The sequence below is a fragment of the Staphylococcus succinus genome, from assembly GCF_029024945.1.
Lineage (GTDB): Bacteria > Bacillota > Bacilli > Staphylococcales > Staphylococcaceae > Staphylococcus > Staphylococcus succinus.
The window spans coordinates 572,788-593,293 of the sequence record NZ_CP118976.1; the positions used below are offsets into that span (position 1 = coordinate 572,788).

The following is a 20,506-nucleotide window of genomic DNA, read 5'->3' on the forward strand; positions in this document are numbered from 1 at the left end:
TGATAGTATGTTACTCAAATACAATTAATTGGAAAAGAGTAGTGATAAATAGTGTTGAAATACTAGAAAAAAAGGAAGATAAATATGCGTTTAACGACTGTTACTGTAGTTATAAGGAGATTTTAAAGTGAGGCGCAAAAACCTTCATGTTACTTATATATATGATTATAGGGTTAAATGTAAATTTAAGGTAAAAAAATAACTTTTTTGTATAAAAATTTTATATCTAAAGAAAATGTAATTTGATATAATTAAGCAATGTCAGAAGAAGGGGAGAAACATCATGGCAATTTTTAGAAGAATTAGTTTGCCGATGCAAGTTATTATCGCATTGGTGTTAGGTGTGATTGTAGGGTTATTACTCTACGGGCACGATGAACTCGTTAATTATATTCAACCGTTTGGCGATATCTTCTTGAATTTAATAAAAATGATCGTTATACCAGTTGTTTTCTGTTCACTAGCTTTATCTATTTCAAATGTAGGTGAATCTAAAACAGTCGGCCGTTATGGCTTTAAAACAATCGTATACTTTGAGATTATAACAACTATTGCTATAGCATTAGGGATAATTTTTGCAAATATATTTAAACCAGGTATGGGATTAAATCCGGACAAATTACCGAAAGGTGATATTTCAAATTATGAATCGTCTGCGAAGGCAGCAGAGCATAGTACATACGGAAATCATTTTATCGATACAATTGTTAATATAGTACCTACAAACTTTTTTGAAGCTTTAACTAAAGGTGAATTATTACCTATTATATTCTTTGCAGTATTTTTTGGAATTGCATTGTCAGCAGTTGGTGACAAGGGCCAACCGGTTAAAGACGTGCTTAATGGTGCTTTAGAAGCTGTATTTTGGATGATAAATAAAATTCTTAAATTAGCACCAATAGGTGTATTCGCATTTATTTGTACAACGATAATGACATTTGGTGCTTCAGCACTACTGCCATTATTAAAATTATTACTTGTCGTTGTTGGTGCAATGGTATTCTTCGTTGTTGTTGTATTAGGGATTGTAGCTAAAATTTGTGGTGTTAATATTTTCTCAATAATGAAAATATTAAAAAATGAATTGTTACTAGCCTTTTCAACTTCAAGTTCTGAATCTGTACTTCCTATAATTATGCAAAAAATGGAGCGATTTGGTTCTCCAAAAGAAGTTACATCTTTTGTAGTGCCTATAGGTTATACATTTAACCTTGATGGTTCTGCTTTGTACCAATCTATTGCAGCATTATTTGTTGCCCAAATGTATGGTATAGATATGTCTATCGGTCAGCAAATTATGTTAATGGTAACATTAATGGTTGCATCAAAAGGTATGGCAGGAGTTCCAGGTGTCTCCATTGTAGTATTAATTACAACGTTGACTTCTATGGGACTTCCGGCAGAAGGACTAGCACTTATTATAGGGATTGATCGTCTGCTTGATATGGTAAGAACATGCGTAAACGTAATGGGTAACGCATTATCTACTATAGTCATTGCGAAATGGGAAAATGTTTATGATAAAGAAAAAGGGCAAGAATACTTAAAAACAATATAAAATTTTAATTCTGACATTAAAACACCAAGTAGTGTATACACTACTTGGTGTTTTTATAATGATATGACATTAGTGCTCAATTAGAAAATCAATAAGCTATTCAATGTAATAGAAGATATTTAAATATGAGCTAGGTTATGAAATTACATACCTTTCATTTCGCCCATATCATGAATTTTCATCATTAAACCATGAGGAATATCATCATGACTTACAACTTCCATTTTACTAAAAGCATCATCGCCGTCAGTTTTAATTAATTTTACAAAATCGCCATGTTTTGGTGAAAAGCCTGATTCAGAAGGAAGTTTGACATTTTTTTCTACTTTATGATCTTTTTCACTCACTATTTTTTCAGCAGTAGTATCATTTTTCATGTAACCATAATAGGTTTCTTTTTGCCCACCAGACATCATCATAATGACTAATACAATAGCTACAATCAACATGATAGCACTTATAGTAATCGCAAATACTTTATTGTTTTTCAACGTTGAATTCTCCTTTATGTTTATTTACTCTGTTATATCTAAAAAGGTAAAATAATGCAATTAAAAGATGAATACATAAGCCAACTTAAAATAATTGTTTCATCAACACACATTGTTAATATATTCCATTTTAAGTGTAACATTGAATACGTCTTATTGTGGTGAAATGCGAATGTATTTTAATTCATTCTGGGCAATTGTAAATGTTAAGGAATTATTTAGTGTGGTAAGCTGCTTGATTTCAGCTTTAGGTTGACTTGATTGTTCAATATGTTGCAAAATGGAACGTTCAATATATGTATTATCGAAAGACGGAGGCAATACATAGTCAATTAACCCATGTTCTTTATTAAGTGTTTGGATGAATACAACGGATTGTCTTGATAAATCATAATGCTTTAAAACAAATGTTTGAGAGTGATTTGTTGTTAAATGTTGATGTAATGCATTGAATAACAATATGTGTATGTTACTTTCGTCTTTAAAAACAATATAATTTTGATGCATATATAAACGTTTTCCGATAAAAGGGTTTATAAATTGATACAAATAGATTAACGGCTCATAAAGACAATAATGGTTCATTATTGCTAACTCTGTCTCATTTTTATTTATAAGTGAATAACCCACACCACAACCATTGGTAAGCATAGCCATCATATGACACATTAAATCTGAAAGTTTTAATGGAATATTGGATTCATAATATTTGAAACAATTTTTGGTTAATTTCGTATATACAAATTTAGTAGATGGAATATGTGATATTTCAATAAGTTTATTATAGCACTCAAAATAACTCATTTCTTTTTTGAAATCCTTATGCAGCGCATATAAAGAAGAACGTGTGTTAGATGTTTCGATATCAATGAAATTGAAGTCAAAGTTAAAATTATGTAACTGCTTTAAAGCCAAAGTTAATGAACTTGATTGATTGATAACACCTTCTACAGTTATAGCTAATTTAATTTGAGTATTTATATTTCGGATCTTACTTGAAAAACGCTTGATATCTTTAAGGGAAAGTTGTTTTGCATCAAAGAGTAACAGTAAGTTATCCATATTGCTTTGAATATCAAATGCCAGGGTAGAGTTTGTAATTTGTAAAATAATATTTTCGATTGCTATAAATTGATTTATTGTTTCAATACGTACCGCTAAGTGAACTTGATTTGAAAATACTGAATTCAAAAATGTTATCACAGTTGTGAGAGATAATTTTTCAAGAGCAAGGTTATTTAAGTTATTCAACAGTAAATATATTTCCGCAAAATCACTGAATTTCATTTTACTGTTTATGTTAGCTTGAATCATATCAGTTATATGATCTATGTGAATAAATACCTTGGGAACTTTGGTTAATGTGTCATAGCATAAATCATCTAAATCAACATTTATTTGATTATATTTGGTAGGTTGATTTATTTCTATTGACTTGAAATAGGGGGCATAATTAACAATATCCGCAGTAACAAGTTTTATTGGAATTGTGTTATTACGGTTACAATTTTTTCTATACATATTAGGTGTTATATTTAAATACTTTTTAAAATGATGTGTATAAATTGAATAATGATTAAAACCTACATGTTCTGAAATTCGATGGATGGTGTTTTGGGTATACATTAATTCGTCTAAGGAAAGTGCAATTTTTAAACTTGCAACATAATGTTTGAAATTAATGCCTAAATATTTTTTGAATAGAATGGAAATATAGGATGTTGAAATGTAAAAGACATTTGTGATTTCTTTTGAAGTAACGGGATAAGTACTATGTGTTTTTATAAATTCTGTAATATTATTTAATAAAGCATTCTCTGATAAGATGCTCGGAATATAGAGCGTGTCTAAATGAATTTTCGTTTCGCTATTTAAAATATCTATCAACTTAGAAATGGTTTGGTCATCCACTTCATATTGATTATATAATTGTTCTATCATAGTTAAAATATGATGTTTAATATCGTCAGTTGAAGTAAGTTGTTTGAAATTATAATAGGTGTTGAAAAACGGTTGATGCACTGTATTAAACTGTTGTATTGGTAATACGAGTTCTACAAGTTTAGTTGCATGCTTAATTTGAAATAAATCATTGTGATTAATAATGATAACATCATTATTTACAGATTCATATTTGCCATTAATTACAATGTTAAATTGATGATTTAAAGAAAATAGTACTATTACTTGATTTATACATCTTCGAGTATTAGTAGTTAAAAGTTCATGAATACATAATGTACCTTTCACTGATTAACAACTCCTGATAATAAATGTAATTTGTTACTGAATAAATTACATTATATAACAAAACGTTATGAATATTAATGCTTTAAATATAAAAAGTAATGTTGAATGACGTTTGTTACTTTATAAAATGAAGTCTCAGGAAATTCACAGTGCAAATATCATATTACAATTCATGTAATGAAATTGAATGAATAAAATAGAGACACACTATTATACAAATAAAAAGGTTACGCTTCATTTCTAGCCAATATCATATAAAAAAGTTATTGCGTTATTTATTGAAACCGATTACAATGATGTTATTGAAATTTTTGGAACCGGTTCTATTTTAATAGGAGGCTTACATATGAACTATAAGAAATCAGCTGAAGATATTTTACATGCAATAGGTGGAGAAGCAAATATTGATGCAATGGCACATTGTGCGACGCGTTTAAGGCTTGTCCTTAAAGATGAAAGCATAGTTGATGAAAAGAAATTATCTAATTTAGATGTGGTTAAGGGAACCTTTTCTACAGGGGGACAATATCAAATCATTATTGGTTCTGGGACAGTAAATAAGGTGTTTTCAGAGTTAGAATTAATAACAGGGAAAGAAGCATCAACAACCTCTGAAGTTAAATCTGAGGGCAATAAAAACATGAATCCATTTCAAAAATTTGTGAAAATGTTATCAGATATTTTTGTACCCATTATACCAGCTATTGTTGCTGGAGGATTATTAATGGGAATCAATAACATTCTGACTGCACCAGGAATATTTTATGATAAACAATCATTGATTGATGTGCATGATCAATTTAAAGGTTTAGCAGAAATGATAAATATTTTTGCTAATGCGCCCTTTACTTTATTACCTATTTTAATTGGTTTTAGTGCTGCCAAAAGATTTGGTGGTAATGCTTTTCTAGGAGCGGCATTGGGGATGATACTCGTCCATCCAGACCTGATGAGTGCATATGACTATCCAAAAGCTTTAGAAGAAGGTAAAGTCATTCCTCATTGGAATTTATTTGGTTTAGAAATTAACCAAGTCGGTTATCAGGGACAAGTTTTACCAATGTTAGCTGCTGCTTATATTTTGGCGAACATTGAAAAAGGGCTACGTAAAATTGTACCAACCGTTTTAGATAATCTATTAACACCGTTACTTTCTATATTGATTACAGCATTTTTAACATTTTTATTTGTTGGACCAATTACTAGGACGTTAGGTTACTGGTTATCTGACGGATTAACATGGCTATATGAATTTGGTGGTGCTATCGGAGGATTACTATTTGGCTTACTCTATGCACCTATCGTTATAACGGGTATGCATCATAGCTTCATTGCAATAGAAACACAACTTATTGCTGATAGTGCAACGACAGGAGGATCTTTTATTTTCCCAATTGCAACAATGTCTAATATCTCGCAAGGAGCAGCCGCAATTGCAGCATTCTTTATTGTGAAAAATAATAAGAAATTAAAAGGTGTGGCATCTGCAGCAGGTATATCTTCACTTTTAGGCATTACTGAACCAGCAATGTTTGGTGTGAACTTGAAACTGAGATACCCATTTATTGGCGCTATTATAGGTTCAGGGATAGGGTCAGCTTATATATCGTTTTTTAAAGTGAAAGGTATTGCACTAGGTACAGCAGGCATACCGGGATTTATTTCAATCAGTGGTCAAAATAATGGATGGCTACACTATGGTATTGGGATGATTGTTACATTTATAGTAGCATTCGCAATTACGTATGCCCTTTCATATAAGAAAGTATATAAGGATTCTGTAGAATAACGGCAAAGTGAAAATCTAGATTTTATAATGTTTACAAATATCAAAGAGGATCGGCAGGATGTCTGCCAATCCTCTATTGAATTTCTAAAACGATTGTTATAACTTTTGCTTACGCCAGAGAAAAGCACCAACAATTGAAACTATGACCAAAGATATTCCGATAACAATTAGCCATGAAATATAACTTTGATCATTAATAGGTAAAGGTACATTCATACCAAAAAAGCTAAAAACTAAAGTAGGTAATGTTAAAAACACTGTAAATAATGTGAGTGTTTTCATTGTATTATTCATTTCATTAGAAAGTAGTGAAGCATAAGAGGTCGTTATACTTTCCAGTATATCCGTGTACAACCCGGTCGTTTCAATTGCTTGGTTATTTTCAATCACTAAATCTTCTAACAAATCTTCATCTTCATCAAAACGTTTAATTGCAGGAAGTCTGAATAGTTTTTTTATAATACTGTCATTACCTTTCAGTGCTGCAAGAAAATATACTAAACTTTTCTCTACTTCCATTAAGTTATAAAGTTGTTTATTGGTAACATTATTCTTAAGATTACGTTCGATACGTAAACGTGTCTTATTAAGTAAACGTAAATTTCTATTATAGTGATTAGCAATAGTCAATAAGATATTAAGTGCAAATCGACTATGAAAGTGCAAGTTCATATTTTGACGTGCAAAATTTTCAAGGAATTCATTCTCTACATTACAAACGGTTAGTATCTTTTTATTCCCAATGATAATACCTAAAGGAATGGTAATAAATGAAAGTACCTTTAAGTTGGTATCATTAACAATAGGGATATCGACTATAATCAGTGAGTAACCAGTATCTTCGTCATATTCTACACGAGCACTTTCTTCAGAATCTAATGGATCTCTTATAAAGTCTTCGGGGATATTATATAAATTCATTAATGTCTCTATTTCTTCACGAGTCGGATCGACGACATTAATCCAAGAAGTATTATAATCCAATTTAGATTCAATAATCTCATGTGTATTTGCGTGTTTATATGGATTAATCATAATACAAATATATCCTTTCTTATAAAATTCTTTTTAATATTAGCGAAGAAATAGATAGATGACAAGATTTATTTAAATCGACTATTCATTATGTGGTCTCACTAAAAGACGTAAAGGGCCGTTAAAGATGATTTTAAATATGTGTTCAACTAAAGTATCTGGGGCCATTCTTTGCTCATCTTGTACCCAATGTTTAATCAATGAAATCATAGCCCCTGCAGTATAACTATGGAAATAGTCTAAAGGAATATCTGCAATTGTATTGTTTTTTGAAACATGTTTTTTCATATTATTCAGCATAATATCAGAAATTTTATTTTCAATTTGACTTTTACGTTCTAAGCTAATAATAACTTTGTAGAAATCTATATGATCATGTAAATAAGTCACTACTTTTATTAAAATGTCTTCTGTAAAATGCTTAGCAAAAGCTTCTAAGTCATCATTCTGCATAATGACTTTGTCGAAATCAACTGCAGACGATAAAGCTAAGGTATACTCATCTTCTATATTCGAAAGTAAAATATATTTATCTTCATAATGCAAATAGAAAGTACCACGGTTAATATCAGCCTGTGATGTAATATCTTGTATCGTTATGTTATCTAATGCTTTTATTTTCAATAAATTTATAAATGCATGTTTAATAGCAGCTTTCGTTTTTCTTACGCGTCGATCTTCCTGCATTATAAATGCTCCTTCCTACTTAATAGACAATTTAGGTCTATGTGTTGATAAATGAACAATACGTTAATCATTGCATATTGAATATCTTATATTCCTTATTATAATAAACAAAGTAATGAATCACCAATACGATAATATATAAGGAGTTTATGGTTATGAATATATTTAAAAATAAATTGTTATGGATTACACCAATAGTAATTTTAATATTATTAATTATATTTTCAACTGCGTTTTATCCTGCCTATAACCCGCAGCCTAAAGATATGCCTATTGCGATTGTAAATCATGATAAAGGTACGGATATACAAGGTAGAACTATCAATGTTGGAGAGAATTTAGAAGATAAATTGAGCGACAGTGAATCAGATAAGATAAAATGGATTAAAGTTGATAATGAAAAAGAAGCACGTCAAGGATTAAATGAGCAAAAGTATTTTGGTGTAGCAATCCTTGAACAAGACTTTTCTAAACAAGCTATGAGTCAAACACAACAGGTAGTCATGGATAGTAAGAAGCAAGAAATGGAAGACAAAATAAAATCTGGACAGATACCTCGAGAGCAAGCTCAACAAATGAAAGAGAAGATGGATAAATCTAATAGTGCGAATCATATCACAGGTGAGCAAGCGACATTTAATGCAATAACAAACGGTGGCGCAAATTTACAAGCATCTCAAATTGCCAATAATGTATTAACTAGTATCGGCGATAACCTCAATAAACAAATTTCTAAACAGAGTTTAGCTACATTGGATAAACAACATGTGAAAGTGAGCGCTACAGATATTGAGGGTATTACGAATCCTATTAAAATAGATGATCAAACAGTAAATCCAGTTAAAAAGCATCAAGGTAGTGGAAATGCGCCATTCTTAATGTTCATGCCAGTCTGGATGAGCTCAATTGTTAGTTCTTTATTATTATTCTTTGCCTTCAGAAAAAGTAATAATATTAAGATTTCACAACGTTTAATTGCTTCTCTAGGGCAAATGATATTAGCAGTCATTACGGCTTTAGTCGGTGGATTTGGTTATGTTTATTTTATGTCTGGTGTTCAAGGGTTTGATTTTACAGATATAAATAAAATTGCTATTTATATCACTATAGCGATACTTGGTTTTATCGGTTTGATACTAGGGGTTATGACATGGTTAGGTATAAAGTCAATTCCAATCTTCTTTATACTCATGTTCTTTAGTATGCAGCTCGTCACATTTCCTAAGCAACTCTTACCACAATTTTACCAAGACTATATCGTAAGTTGGAATCCATTCACACATTATGCTGAATATTTAAGAGCGTTAATATATATGGGACAACCATTACAAATGAACGCAACAATGTGGATGTTTATTGGGTTTATGATTTTTGGAATACTTTCTATGTTACTTGCTTCAATAGTTAGAAAACATAGTGAAAAACGTACAGAAATACCGTCATAATTCAATAGGTTTATTTTTGGAAGGTGATACTTTTTAGATTGAAAAGTATCATCTTCTTTTATCATAAAACACGCTAAAGAATATTTAAAAATAAATTTATACAAGGTGATATCCTATTCAAATGTAATCCGCAAGTTAGCATAAACATAATGGTGAAATATTATTACAAGTTTAATAAGGAAAAAATTTAAATTTTAACGTTGTCTTAACACTAAATTAACAAAAATAAGTTACACTTCACATAGTTTACAAATAATTTAAAGAGGTGTGACAATGGATTCATCTGTGATGGAAATAATTTTCACTTTTATCGGTGGGTTAGGAATATTTCTATATGGTATTAAACAAATGGGTGACGGTCTTCAAGCGACTGCTGGTGATCGACTCAGGAGTATCTTAAATAAATTTACGAGTAATCCAATTATGGGCGTTTTAGCCGGCATGATTGTGACTATTTTAATACAAAGTAGTTCAGGTACAACAGTTATCACGATAGGGCTTGTAAGCGCAGGTTTCATGACGATGCGCCAAGCAATTGGAGTAGTAATGGGGGCGAATATAGGTACAACGGTTACAGCATTTATTATAGGTATTGATATTGGTGCTTATGCGTTACCCATTCTAGCAATTGGTGCATTTTTAATCTTCTTTATTCAAAGAAGAAAAGTTAAAAATATAGGTATGATTCTATTTGGTTTTGGAGCGCTTTTCTATGGATTAGAATTAATGAGTGGTGCCGTTAAACCATTAGCAAACTTAAAAGGATTCAATCAAATCATGTTAGACATGTCAGCGAATCCAATTTTAGGTGTGTTTGCAGGTACGCTAGTAACGGTCATTATACAAAGCTCAAGTGCAACTATTGGTATACTACAAGGATTTTTTGCTAATGATTTAATCAGTTTAAAAGGTGCCTTACCTGTATTGTTAGGCGACAATATTGGCACAACAATTACAGCTGTATTAGCAAGTTTAGCAGGTTCAATGGCTGCAAAACGTGTAGCAGCGGTACATGTGTTGTTTAATGTCATAGGTGCAACGATATTCCTAGCCATTTTACCGTTATATCAATGGGTTATGGAATGGATGCAAAGTGTATTACAGTTAAAACCTGAAATGGTTATCGCATTTGCACATGGAACATTTAATGTGACAAATACATTAATACAATTGCCATTTATATTTGTCCTAGCGTGGATAGTGACAAAAATTATTCCAGGTGAAGATTTAAATGAAAAATATAAACCAAGACACTTAGATAAAGGTATTATCGATAGGGCACCTAGCATTGCTTTACAAGAAGCACAAGATGAAATTCAAAACATTGGTCGTATGACTTTTGCGATGTTAAATGATGTAAACAATTATGACGTGAAAATTGAAAAAGAAATCATGCAAAAGCACGGCGCTGTGGAGAATATGTATGATAACGTTAGACAATATTTAACGAAAATTTCTGAGAAAAAATTATCTGAAAAAGACGCCAAAAGAATGTCGGTATTATTTGATGTAAATAGAACAATGGTAAAAGTAGCAGGTTTATCACAGGCGTATTTACTAGATTTAAAGAAAAAAGAAACAGAGTCGATTAAAATTTCAGATAAGGCTGAACAAAGCATAGATAAATTATATAATCATGTAAATATTTCTTTTGAAAAAACTGTTGAAATGTTTAATGTATATGACAGTGTGAAAAAGGATGAAATTGTTAATTTGAGTAAAGATTCATACATGCTCGAGCATGATTTAAGAAAAAAACATATTAAGCGATTAAGTTCAGGTGAATGTTCACCAGATGGCAGTCTATTGTATTTAGATTTAATTGCAATATTAGAACGTATTGGTTACCATTCTAGAAATATTTCAGAATCTATGATTAATATAGATGAACTTGAAACAGATGATCAGTCGCCCCATTCGCTTGAATGGGCCTACTAAACGCGATGTTATTACAAAGGCACTTTGAATATAATATCTTTTCTTTAGAAGATTAATGTAGTAGAAACGTAAAGGTTCTGAATTGTGAACCTTTACGTTTTTTTATTATAAAAAATTAACAATAGTTTAGGGTAAGCGTTTACACTATTATTCATAAGTTATTTATCTTACAATTATAAATAACTTATGAAATAAATGGAGGTTACTATTATGAGTGTATTAGATAAGTTCAAATTAGATAATCAGGTTGCTATCATTACCGGTGGTGCTTCAGGGTTAGGTAAAGCAATGGGAAAAGGTTTAGCAGAAGCAGGAGCGCATCTCGTGATAGCTGACATTAACTATGATTTAGCTAAAGCTACGGCAACAGAATTTGAAACTGAAACTGGTAATAAAGCAATAGCATGTAAAGTCGATGTGACAGATGTAGATGATGTAGCGCATATGGTAACCGATGTCATGAATCATTTTGGTCGTATTGATATCTTATTTAATAATGCTGGTATTAATGAGCATGTTAAATTTGAAGATATGGCATATGAACGTTGGATAAAAAATATGGATGTCAATATCAATAGTATGTTTTTAGTATCACAAGCCGTTGGAAAAGTAATGATTGAGCAGAAAAAAGGAACGATTATTAACACGTCTTCCATGTCAGGTATTATCGTAAATACACCACAACCTCAAGCTGCTTATAATACATCAAAAGGTGCTGTTATTATGTTTACTAAAAGTCTAGCTAGTGAATGGGCTCAACATGGTATTCGTGTTAATACCATTGCGCCTGGATATATGAAAACAGAGCTAACTAAGTCGTACTTTGCAAAGGGTGGAGACATGATAGATACATGGATGCGTTTCACTCCACTTGGTAGACCTGGGATACCTGAAGAGTTACAAGGTGCTGCACTATACCTAGCTTCAGATGCTTCATCTTTTGTGACAGGTAGTGTAATCACAGTTGATGGAGGTTATACAGCTTTATAAACTATAGTAAATATAACTTGATAAATAACTTCAATAAAGAAAACCTGAAATCTATGTGTGCAGATTTCAGGTTTTCTTTATATGAAAGGGCTATGAACATCAAACAATTATTGATTTTTAATAGAGTTACAATCATTTACGTAAGTAGTATTATAATTCTTAGTAAAGCGATAGGGATACTTGACAAAGGAACATGAGAAAGCTAATATTACTATAAATTAAAATTAGATTTAAGGGGGATTGTATGGCATCTATTAGTATCCTTGATCAAAGTCCAATTGATATAAATGAAACTGTAAGAGATGGTATCGCGCGCTCAGTTGAATTAGCACAATTAGCAGATAAATTGAATTATAAGCGATATTTTGTTGCTGAGCATCATAATATGCCAGAAGTAGTAGGGACGAGTCCAGAAATATTAGTCACACATATTCTCAATCACACCCAGAATATACGGGTAGGTTCAGGAGGGGTGATGTTACAACATTACAGCCCATTTAAAATCATAGAACAATTTCATTTGATAAGTAATTTAGCGCCTGGAAGAGTTGATTTAGGTATAGGAAAGGCACCGGGAGGATTTCCTCTATCTACACAAGCATTACAAGCTGAATTGAAAGACCCACAAAAACCATTTGAAGATAAATTTCGTTTATTAAATCAATTCAATACACAGTCATTCTCAAAAGATGATGCATACAATCAGTTACAAACCTCAATTCGAAATAAAGAAGTAATTGCACCAAAAATATTTTTACTTGGAGGAAGTGAGCAATCAGCGCAACTTGCAGCTGAAGAACAGGTCGGCTTTATATATGCATATTTCATTAATTCTAATATCAATGTATTGAAACAAGCAATTAGCACATATAAATCGATATACCCTGAAGGTAAAGTAATTGTGGCAGTAGCCGCAGTTGTTACAGAAACACAAGATGATCAAGATCTGGTCGAAGAAGGAAGAACAAATTACGCTTTACATTTTAAAGATGGTAAAAAAATTACTGTTAATACAAAATCTCAAGTCGAGACGTTTAAAAAGCAAAGTAATGAAGTGTTTACAATTGAAGAAAAACAAATAGAAGTTTTTAATGGTTCTGCCAACGACATAAGAGATCAATTAAATCAACTTAATAAAGAGGGTAATATAAATGAATTTATGTTGCATATGCCAGTATATAAACATGCGCTAAGGGTTAAAACAGTTAAGCAACTTGCACCTATTTATAAAAAGAAATTTCAGAGAGAAGGGGTAGTATGAGTCGAAAAAAAATAGATTTTGGAATCATGTTGAACGGTCCAGGAAGTCATATGCATGCTTGGAAATCAAAAGAAGTACCAAGTGATGCGAGTACAAATTTTGATTTTCAGTTGGAAATTGCTAAAAAAGCAGAAGAAGCAGGCTTTAGTTTTTTATTCGTTGCAGATGGACTCTATATACATGAAAAATCGATACCTCATTTTTTAGACCGTCATGAACCTTTAACTTTTCTAGCGGCACTTGCACCAGTAACAAAGCATATTGGCTTAGTGGGAACTATTTCAACGTCATATAGTGAACCATTCACAGTCGCACGTCAACTTGCGACAATCGATAAGATTAGTCACGGACGTGCAGGATGGAACGTGGTGACATCTCCACTTGAAGGTAGCGCAAATAATTACAGTAAGGGTAAGCACCCTGAACATGATATAAGATATGATATTGCAGAAGAACATATTCAAGTCGTACAAGGATTATGGGATTCATATGAAGATGATGCATTTACATTTGATGTTAAGAACGATGCGTATGTTAATAAGAAAAAAATGCATACACTAGATTATAAAGGACAGTATTTTAATGTGAAAGGGCCTTTAAATACGAGTCGTTCAGAACAAGGGCAACCAGTAATATTTCAAGCAGGTGCCTCGCCAAAAGGTCAAGCATATGCTGCGAAATATGCAGATGCAGTATTTACGTTAGGTGAGTCTTTAGAAATTGCCAAAAGTAATTACGATAGTATTAAAGAGCAGGCTGTCGCATTTGGAAGGAATCCTGAAGATATTAAGGTCTATCCGATGTTAGCACCAGTTATTGGAAAAACGCATGACGAAGCGGAGGCACGATTTGATGAAATAAAATCATTAGCCACAATCGATGATGCTTTAGACTATTTAGGTCGTTATTATGATCATCATGACTTTAGCCAATATGATTTAGATGCCCCATTTCCTGAATTAGGAGAAGTAGGACAAAATAGTTTTCGTGCAACGACTGATGCCATTGCTAATAGAGCCAAACAAGGGAACTTAACTTTAAGAGATGTAGCTTTGGAAGAAACTGCCCGACGTTCGCCTTTTACTGGAACATATGAAGAAGTAGCAGACTTAATGATTGAGTGGTTTGAACAAGGTGCAGCAGATGGATTTATTTTTGGTCCACATATTTATGGAGAGATTTATGAAGATTTTTTAACTGAAGTATTACCTATATTAGAAACAAAAGGCTACTTCACTAAGCAGCATCAAGGTCATACATTGCGTGAAAACATAGGTGTACCCTATAAAGAAAATAGATACAGCAAATCAGTGATTACACATTAAGTTAATAAAAAATAGGCACACCTTATTTAATAAAGTGTGCCTATTTTTTATTTATTTAGCAATTGTTAATGTGAAAGGCATGTCATGTGTCCATTTATTATCTGGCATTTCATCGGTTATAACTTCAGTAATATCACTGATTTTTGCGAATGATAGCGTAGAAGAAACATCGAATTTACTTTTATCTATAAGTGCTATCACATTTTCACTTTCTTGAACCATTTGTTTTTTTAGCTGTACTTCTGGTAGTGAAAAGTCAGTCAAACCATTTTGGAATGTAAAACCATTCGCAGATAAAAAGAAATAATCGATATGGTACATTTCCAGAATTTGAGAATCTATATTACCAGTAATTGCGTTTGAATCTTGAGAGACAAACCCTCCCACAACTAAGACAGTTAAGTGTGGATTTTCTTTTAATAATACTGCGTTTTCTAAGCCATTTGTAATAATCGTTAGTTCCATTGTTGTTTCTGATAATAGTTTGGCTAATTCGTAAGTCGTTGAACTCGCATCAATCATAATACATTGTTGTGGTTGGATTTTCTTCAGAGCAAATTTGCTGATTTTATATTTTTCAGTATGCTTTTGTGTTAAACGATATGAAAAGTTTAACTTTGAAGTTATATTTTCAGTAACTTTTGCGGCACCATGCGTTCGTGTCAATTTATTTTCACTTTCTAATCGTCTAAGGTCACTTCTAACAGTAGCTTCAGTAACACTTAAATAGTCAGAAAGTTGCTTTACAGTAGCACGTTTATGCGACTTGATATAAGTGTAGATATGCTCTCTACGTTCGTCTGCATACATTTTCAAATGAATCACATCCTCTTCAGTATCGTAATTCATTTTAACATAAATCATATATAAACAAAGCGAAAAAATACAAAATGAAAATAAACGAAAAAATATTTGAAAGAAATAAAAAAATATATTAGAATAATAGTTGTAAATGAAAGCGTTTTCTAATAAAAGGGGAGTTGCTGATATGATGAATAATAAAAATTATCCAAACAAAATGAATGCAGTAGTAGCTTATGCACCTGGTGACTATAAATATGAAACTGTCAATACACCAACAATCGATGACCCAAAAGAAATTGTTGTTAAAGTAGAGGCTTGCGGTATTTGTGCAGGTGATATTAAAGCTTATGGTGGTGCGCCAAGTTTCTGGGGAGATGAAACACAACCTTCATATATTAAGGCGCCAATGATACCAGGTCACGAATTTATCGCGCGTATTGTAGATAAAGGTGAAGCAGTTGAAGATTTTGAAATTGGTGATCGTGTAATTTCTGAACAAATTGTTCCTTGTTGGGACTGTAGATTTTGTAACCGTGGAGAATATTGGATGTGTGAAAAGCATGATTTATATGGGTTCCAAAATAATGTGAATGGTGGAATGGCTGAATATATGAAATTTACCAAAGAGGCCATCAATTATAAGGTGCCTGAGGATATGCCAATTGAAAAAGCAATTTTAATAGAGCCATACGCATGTAGTTTACATGCAGTACAGCGTGCAAATATTAAATTAGGAGATTTCGTTGTACTATCCGGAGCAGGCACTTTAGGCTTAGGAATGGTCGGTGCAGCTAAAAAATCTGGAGCAGAGACATTAGTCGTACTAGATATGAAAGAGGATCGCTTAGAATTAGCAAAACAATTTGGTGCGGATATAGTCATGAATCCAGCGAAAGTAGATGTTGTTAAAGAGATTAAAGATATGACTGAAGGCTATGGTTGTGATATTTATATTGAAGCTACGGGACATCCTAAATCAGTTGAACAGGGATTAAGTGCAATTAGAAAACTGGGACGTTTTGTAGAATTTTCAGTATTTGGAGAGCCTGTAACAGTAGATTGGAGTATTATTTCTGATCGTAAAGAACTTGATTTATTAGGTAGCCATTTAGGTCCTTATTGTTATCCGCTTGTAATTGACGGTATTCAAAAAGATGATTTTCCCACAGAAGGGGTTGTAACGCATCAACTAGCACTAAAAGATTTTGAAGAAGGATTTGAGCTAATGAAAAAAGGTGATAAATCATTAAAAGTAGTGCTCGTACCATAAATAACTAAAAATTGATTGAGTGCGGAGAAATAAAGGAGAGAAATGTAATGAAAAAGATGATTAATAACCCTGATCATGTTATTGAAGAACTAATGGAAGGTTATATAATTGCATATCCTGAATATATTAGACGAACAGAACTCCATCAAAGAGCATTAATAGGTAAAAAACGGAATCCTAATCGTAAAGTAAGCATATTAATTGGTGGTGGTTCTGGTCATGAACCGGCATTTATAGGTTATGTAGGTGCAGGAATGGCTGATGGTGTGGCAGTGGGAAATATTTTTGCTTCCCCATCTCCGATACCAATTCAAGCTGTAACAAAAGAAATTCATAATGGTCACGGCGTGTTATATATATATGGTAATTATGCTGGAGATTTAATGAATTTTGAAATGGCGAGTGAAATGACTGAAATAGAAGACGAAATTCAAACAGCTGCTGTAATTGGAAATGATGATGTCGCTTCTTCCAAAGATATAGATGATCGCAGAGGTATAGCGGGAGAACTTTTAGTGTATAAAACTGCAGGAGCGGCCGCTGACTTTGGTTATGATTTAGAAGAAGTACGTCGTATTGCTCAACAAGCTAATGATAATACGCGTTCTATGGGTATTGGTTTGAGCCCTTGCTATTTGCCACAAACAGGAAAGCCAAGTTTTGATTTAGAAGATAATGAAATGGAAATTGGTTTAGGTCATCATGGTGAACCTGGTATAGAAAAAACGACGATTCGTACAGCGAAGGAAACTGTACAAGTTATGATGCAAAATATTTTAAAAGAGGGTTTATATAAAGAAAACGATGATGTAGTTGTACTTGTAAATGGTTTAGGCGCTACATCACAAATGGAACTTTATATTATTAACAAAGAGGTAGATGCAATATTAAAAGCACGTGAAATCAATACGTATAAATCATATGTTGGTAATTTTATTACGTCTATGGAAATGGGTGGCTTTTCTGTGACGTTAATGAAATTAAATGAAACTTTAAAATCTTGCATTGATCATCCAGTAGATTGCCCAAACTTTAAGGAAGTCTAGGAGGAAGTTGTTATGGTATTAACAAGTCAATCTTTTAAATCATACATTTTAAATTTAACAGAGTTGTTTGAGCAACAAAAAGATGAATTGTGTGAATTAGATCGTAAAATAGGCGATGGAGATCATGGGATCACAATGAATATTGGTTATCAGGCAGTTAAAACAACACTTCAGAATGAATTACATTCTCAAGATGACATTGCCAAAATTAGTGTAGCAGTTGGTAAAACGTTCTTAGATGCTGTTGGTTCTTCAGTAGGTCCGCTATATGCTTCTGGCTTTTTAAAAGCAGCAGTTGCAGTAAAAAATAAAACACAATTAGATGACACAGCTTTATATGATTTTTGGATCGCGTTTAGCAAAGGGATTAAAGATAGAGGTAAGGCAGAAATAGGAGACAAAACAATGGTAGATACGTTAGAGCCTTTTTATAAATCACTTGAAGATTCACAATCTCAAAATAAGTCATTTGCCAATGCATATATTGAAGCTTTATCTAATGCCAAAGCTGGAATGGAAAGTACAAAAGATATTATATCGAATAAAGGGCGTTCGAAAAGATTAGGTTATCGTTCTCAAGGGCATGTTGATCCGGGTGCGATGTCTTCGTATCTTATGTTAGATGAATTTAAAACATTTATTTAAGTAACCAAATTAATGAGGAGGAATTAGTATGAAGATAGCTATTGGTGCAGACCATAACGGATATGATTTAAAAGAAGCAGTTAAGGCTCATGTTGAATCATTAGGGCATGAAGTAGAAGATTTTGGTTGTCATCAATGCGCAGAGACTGACTATCCGGATGTAGCAGTAGAAGTGGGGCAAAGTATCCAACAAGGTCACAATGAAAGAGGAATACTCATTTGTGGTACTGGAATAGGTGTAGCCATTACAGCTAATAAATTGAAAGGGATTAGAGCCGCATTAGCACATGATTATTACTCAGCAGAACGTGCACAACTCAGTAATAATGCCCAAATATTAACGATGGGTGCCCAAATTATTGGAATAGAAGTTGCTAAGAAAAATGTCGAAGCATATCTTAATGTAAGCTGGGAAGGTGGCTCCCAACGTAAAGTAGATAAAATTGATCAAGTAGAAATAGACGAAAATAAATAGAAAAAAGACAAAAATGCATGCCTAATATGTTAAGTATTAGGCATGCATTTTTGTCTTTTTCAAATTTTTATCAACAATTATAAAATATAAGGAGAAGTATTTTATTCAAGTAAGTTATACTATTTCAAATAATTATTTGAAGCAATTTGTCTGAAATATGACAAATTATAATTAATATTGTGAATGGGCTTTGATTTTAATATGATTAAATATAAAGACATAACTAGGGAGGAATAATCGTGCAATTTGCACATAGGTTTTCCAAAACAACGATAATATTATTTATTATCATTTTTTTAACTGTTTTTCTAGGATTAACTCAGCAAGCATCAGCTCATGCTACTTTAGAAAAAGTGACACCTACGGAAAATAGTGTAGTTGATAACCCACCCAATAACATTGAACTGCAATTTAATGAACCGGTTCATGCAAAGTATTCTAGTATTAAATTATTTGATGATAAGGGGAAGCAAATATCTGAAATTAAGCCTGATACATCAGCTTCAACACAAACTTTATCATTTACTGTTCCCGATTTAGACAGTGGCACACATCATGTTCAATGGCATACGATGTCAGCAGATGGACATGAAATTAGTAATTCATTTGATTTTTCAATCGGGAAGGCTACCGCTGGTCATATTGATACCTCAATACCACTTTATGAAAAAGCCGATTTTTGGTTTGGACTCATACGTTTTATTACTGAAGGTAGTATTATCGTATTCACAGGAGTATTTTTAGTGAATCAATTAGCAAAAAGACAAAAGATAATGTACTTTGCTACTGATCAATATAAGCAACCTATAATTTGGATAATAGCTATGCTAACAGTTATGACAGGGGCAATGTATCTTATGACACTTTCTTCAGATGTTGTCACAGATATAATCACATTACAAACAGCTACATTATCACAAACGCCATTCATCTTAACTATAATTGCAATCATCGTATTGCTTTTCCTCTTCACATTGCGAAATATGATGCATGTTTGGTATATATTAGTGTCTATATCATTGTTAGTGACGTTGAGTATGTCTGGTCATGCATGGTCTCAAAGTGTGCCGTTATGGTCTATAATGATTAGGACGATGCATATTAGTGGAATTGCAATGTGGATAGGGGCGCTTATTTATTTAGTCTTTGTTATAAAAACACATAGACCATATGATGTAAAACAAATAAGGGGTTTCTTACTGAAAGTAAACATAACGGCTGTGGCGTTGATTATCATTTCAGGGGTGTTAATGTCTATAGATCAAACAAATATATTGGGGATTTGGTCAAATATTCAAACATGGAGTGCATTACTTATAGTGAAAGCACTCGTAACATTACTTATGATGTTGTTAGGTTTTTATCAAACAACGCGTGCTTTAAAAATTAGACAGCGTGCGAATAAAAAGGCTTTATATTTAGAACTCATATTGGGACTTTTATTGATACTTGTAGGTGTTATTATGAGTCAAATCAATATTCCAGGATAAGGAAGTG

Annotated in this window: 17 protein-coding genes; 12 read left to right on the forward strand and 5 right to left on the reverse strand. The window is 32.2% G+C overall.

Translation table 11 applies throughout. The features are described 5' to 3' along the window. Window positions 1-283 precede the first annotated feature (283 nt). The gene (locus PYW31_RS02525; RefSeq protein WP_046835802.1) at window positions 284-1,558 is read left to right on the forward strand and encodes a cation:dicarboxylate symporter family transporter; all 1,275 of its coding nucleotides are present in this window, start codon (window positions 284-286) and stop codon (window positions 1,556-1,558) included. A gap of 143 nt (window positions 1,559-1,701) precedes the next feature. Here the strand turns inward: PYW31_RS02525 and PYW31_RS02530 are convergent, their stop codons facing one another. Further along, complete coding sequence (locus PYW31_RS02530) at window positions 1,702-2,049, reverse strand: DUF4889 domain-containing protein (RefSeq protein ID WP_046835801.1); 348 nt, start codon at window positions 2,047-2,049, stop codon at window positions 1,702-1,704. Window positions 2,050-2,202: 153 nt separating this feature from the next. Continuing rightward, window positions 2,203-4,299: an AraC family transcriptional regulator Rsp gene (gene rsp, locus PYW31_RS02535; RefSeq protein WP_046835800.1), complete on the reverse strand. Its 2,097-nt coding sequence runs from the start codon at window positions 4,297-4,299 to the stop codon at window positions 2,203-2,205. A 346-nt stretch (window positions 4,300-4,645) separates the two neighbouring features. On the opposite strand from rsp, the gene PYW31_RS02540 reads away from it, so the two are divergent. Continuing rightward, window positions 4,646-6,088, forward strand: a complete 1,443-nt coding sequence (locus PYW31_RS02540) for a sucrose-specific PTS transporter subunit IIBC (protein ID WP_046835799.1) — start codon at window positions 4,646-4,648, stop codon at window positions 6,086-6,088. A gap of 96 nt (window positions 6,089-6,184) precedes the next feature. On the opposite strand, the gene PYW31_RS02545 is transcribed toward PYW31_RS02540, so the two are convergent. Together PYW31_RS02545 and PYW31_RS02550 are read right to left on the reverse strand one after the other, a co-directional pair. Then, the gene (locus PYW31_RS02545; protein WP_046835798.1) at window positions 6,185-7,123 is read right to left on the reverse strand and encodes a magnesium transporter CorA family protein; all 939 of its coding nucleotides are present in this window, start codon (window positions 7,121-7,123) and stop codon (window positions 6,185-6,187) included. An 81-nt stretch (window positions 7,124-7,204) separates the two neighbouring features. After that, the gene (locus tag PYW31_RS02550; RefSeq protein WP_046835797.1) at window positions 7,205-7,810 is read right to left on the reverse strand and encodes a TetR/AcrR family transcriptional regulator; all 606 of its coding nucleotides are present in this window, start codon (window positions 7,808-7,810) and stop codon (window positions 7,205-7,207) included. A gap of 155 nt (window positions 7,811-7,965) precedes the next feature. On the opposite strand from PYW31_RS02550, the gene PYW31_RS02555 reads away from it, so the two are divergent. The 5 genes from PYW31_RS02555 to PYW31_RS02575 all read left to right on the forward strand — a co-directional run bounded on the left by PYW31_RS02555 (window position 7,966) and on the right by PYW31_RS02575 (window position 14,769). Then, a complete protein-coding gene (locus PYW31_RS02555) occupies window positions 7,966-9,255 on the forward strand; it encodes a YhgE/Pip domain-containing protein (protein WP_046835796.1) in 1,290 nt (429 codons plus the stop codon). A 273-nt stretch (window positions 9,256-9,528) separates the two neighbouring features. After that, complete coding sequence (locus PYW31_RS02560) at window positions 9,529-11,193, forward strand: Na/Pi cotransporter family protein (RefSeq protein WP_046835795.1); 1,665 nt, start codon at window positions 9,529-9,531, stop codon at window positions 11,191-11,193. 210 nt (window positions 11,194-11,403) lie between these two features. Beyond that, window positions 11,404-12,183, forward strand: coding sequence for an SDR family NAD(P)-dependent oxidoreductase (locus PYW31_RS02565; RefSeq protein WP_046835794.1), 780 nt, complete (start codon window positions 11,404-11,406; stop codon window positions 12,181-12,183). Between the two features lie 244 nt (window positions 12,184-12,427). Further along, on the forward strand, window positions 12,428-13,444 hold the full coding sequence (locus tag PYW31_RS02570) for an MsnO8 family LLM class oxidoreductase (RefSeq protein WP_046835793.1): 1,017 nt from the start codon (window positions 12,428-12,430) through the stop codon (window positions 13,442-13,444). Next, window positions 13,441-14,769, forward strand: coding sequence for an LLM class flavin-dependent oxidoreductase (locus PYW31_RS02575; RefSeq protein ID WP_046835792.1), 1,329 nt, complete (start codon window positions 13,441-13,443; stop codon window positions 14,767-14,769). Before PYW31_RS02570 ends, PYW31_RS02575 begins: the two co-directional genes overlap by 4 nt. Window positions 14,770-14,820: 51 nt before the next feature. Here the strand turns inward: PYW31_RS02575 and PYW31_RS02580 are convergent, their stop codons facing one another. Next, window positions 14,821-15,585: a DeoR/GlpR family DNA-binding transcription regulator gene (locus PYW31_RS02580; RefSeq protein WP_046835791.1), complete on the reverse strand. Its 765-nt coding sequence runs from the start codon at window positions 15,583-15,585 to the stop codon at window positions 14,821-14,823. 175 nt (window positions 15,586-15,760) lie between these two features. Between PYW31_RS02580 and PYW31_RS02585 the strand changes: the two genes are divergently transcribed. From PYW31_RS02585 to PYW31_RS02605, 5 genes are all read left to right on the forward strand, one after another. Then, window positions 15,761-16,843 carry an MDR/zinc-dependent alcohol dehydrogenase-like family protein gene (locus tag PYW31_RS02585; RefSeq protein ID WP_046835978.1) on the forward strand — a complete coding sequence of 361 codons (1,083 nt, stop codon included), beginning with the start codon at window positions 15,761-15,763 and terminating at the stop codon, window positions 16,841-16,843. 47 nt (window positions 16,844-16,890) lie between these two features. After that, window positions 16,891-17,889 (forward strand): dihydroxyacetone kinase subunit DhaK, encoded by a 999-nt coding sequence (locus PYW31_RS02590; RefSeq protein ID WP_046835790.1) that lies wholly within the window; start codon window positions 16,891-16,893, stop codon window positions 17,887-17,889. Between the two features lie 12 nt (window positions 17,890-17,901). After that, window positions 17,902-18,534 (forward strand): dihydroxyacetone kinase subunit DhaL, encoded by a 633-nt coding sequence (gene dhaL, locus PYW31_RS02595; protein WP_046835789.1) that lies wholly within the window; start codon window positions 17,902-17,904, stop codon window positions 18,532-18,534. Between the two features lie 28 nt (window positions 18,535-18,562). Further along, a complete protein-coding gene (gene rpiB, locus PYW31_RS02600; protein ID WP_046835788.1) occupies window positions 18,563-19,009 on the forward strand; it encodes a ribose 5-phosphate isomerase B in 447 nt (148 codons plus the stop codon). A gap of 239 nt (window positions 19,010-19,248) precedes the next feature. Next, a complete protein-coding gene (locus tag PYW31_RS02605; protein WP_046835787.1) occupies window positions 19,249-20,499 on the forward strand; it encodes a copper resistance CopC/CopD family protein in 1,251 nt (416 codons plus the stop codon). Window positions 20,500-20,506 lie beyond the last annotated feature (7 nt).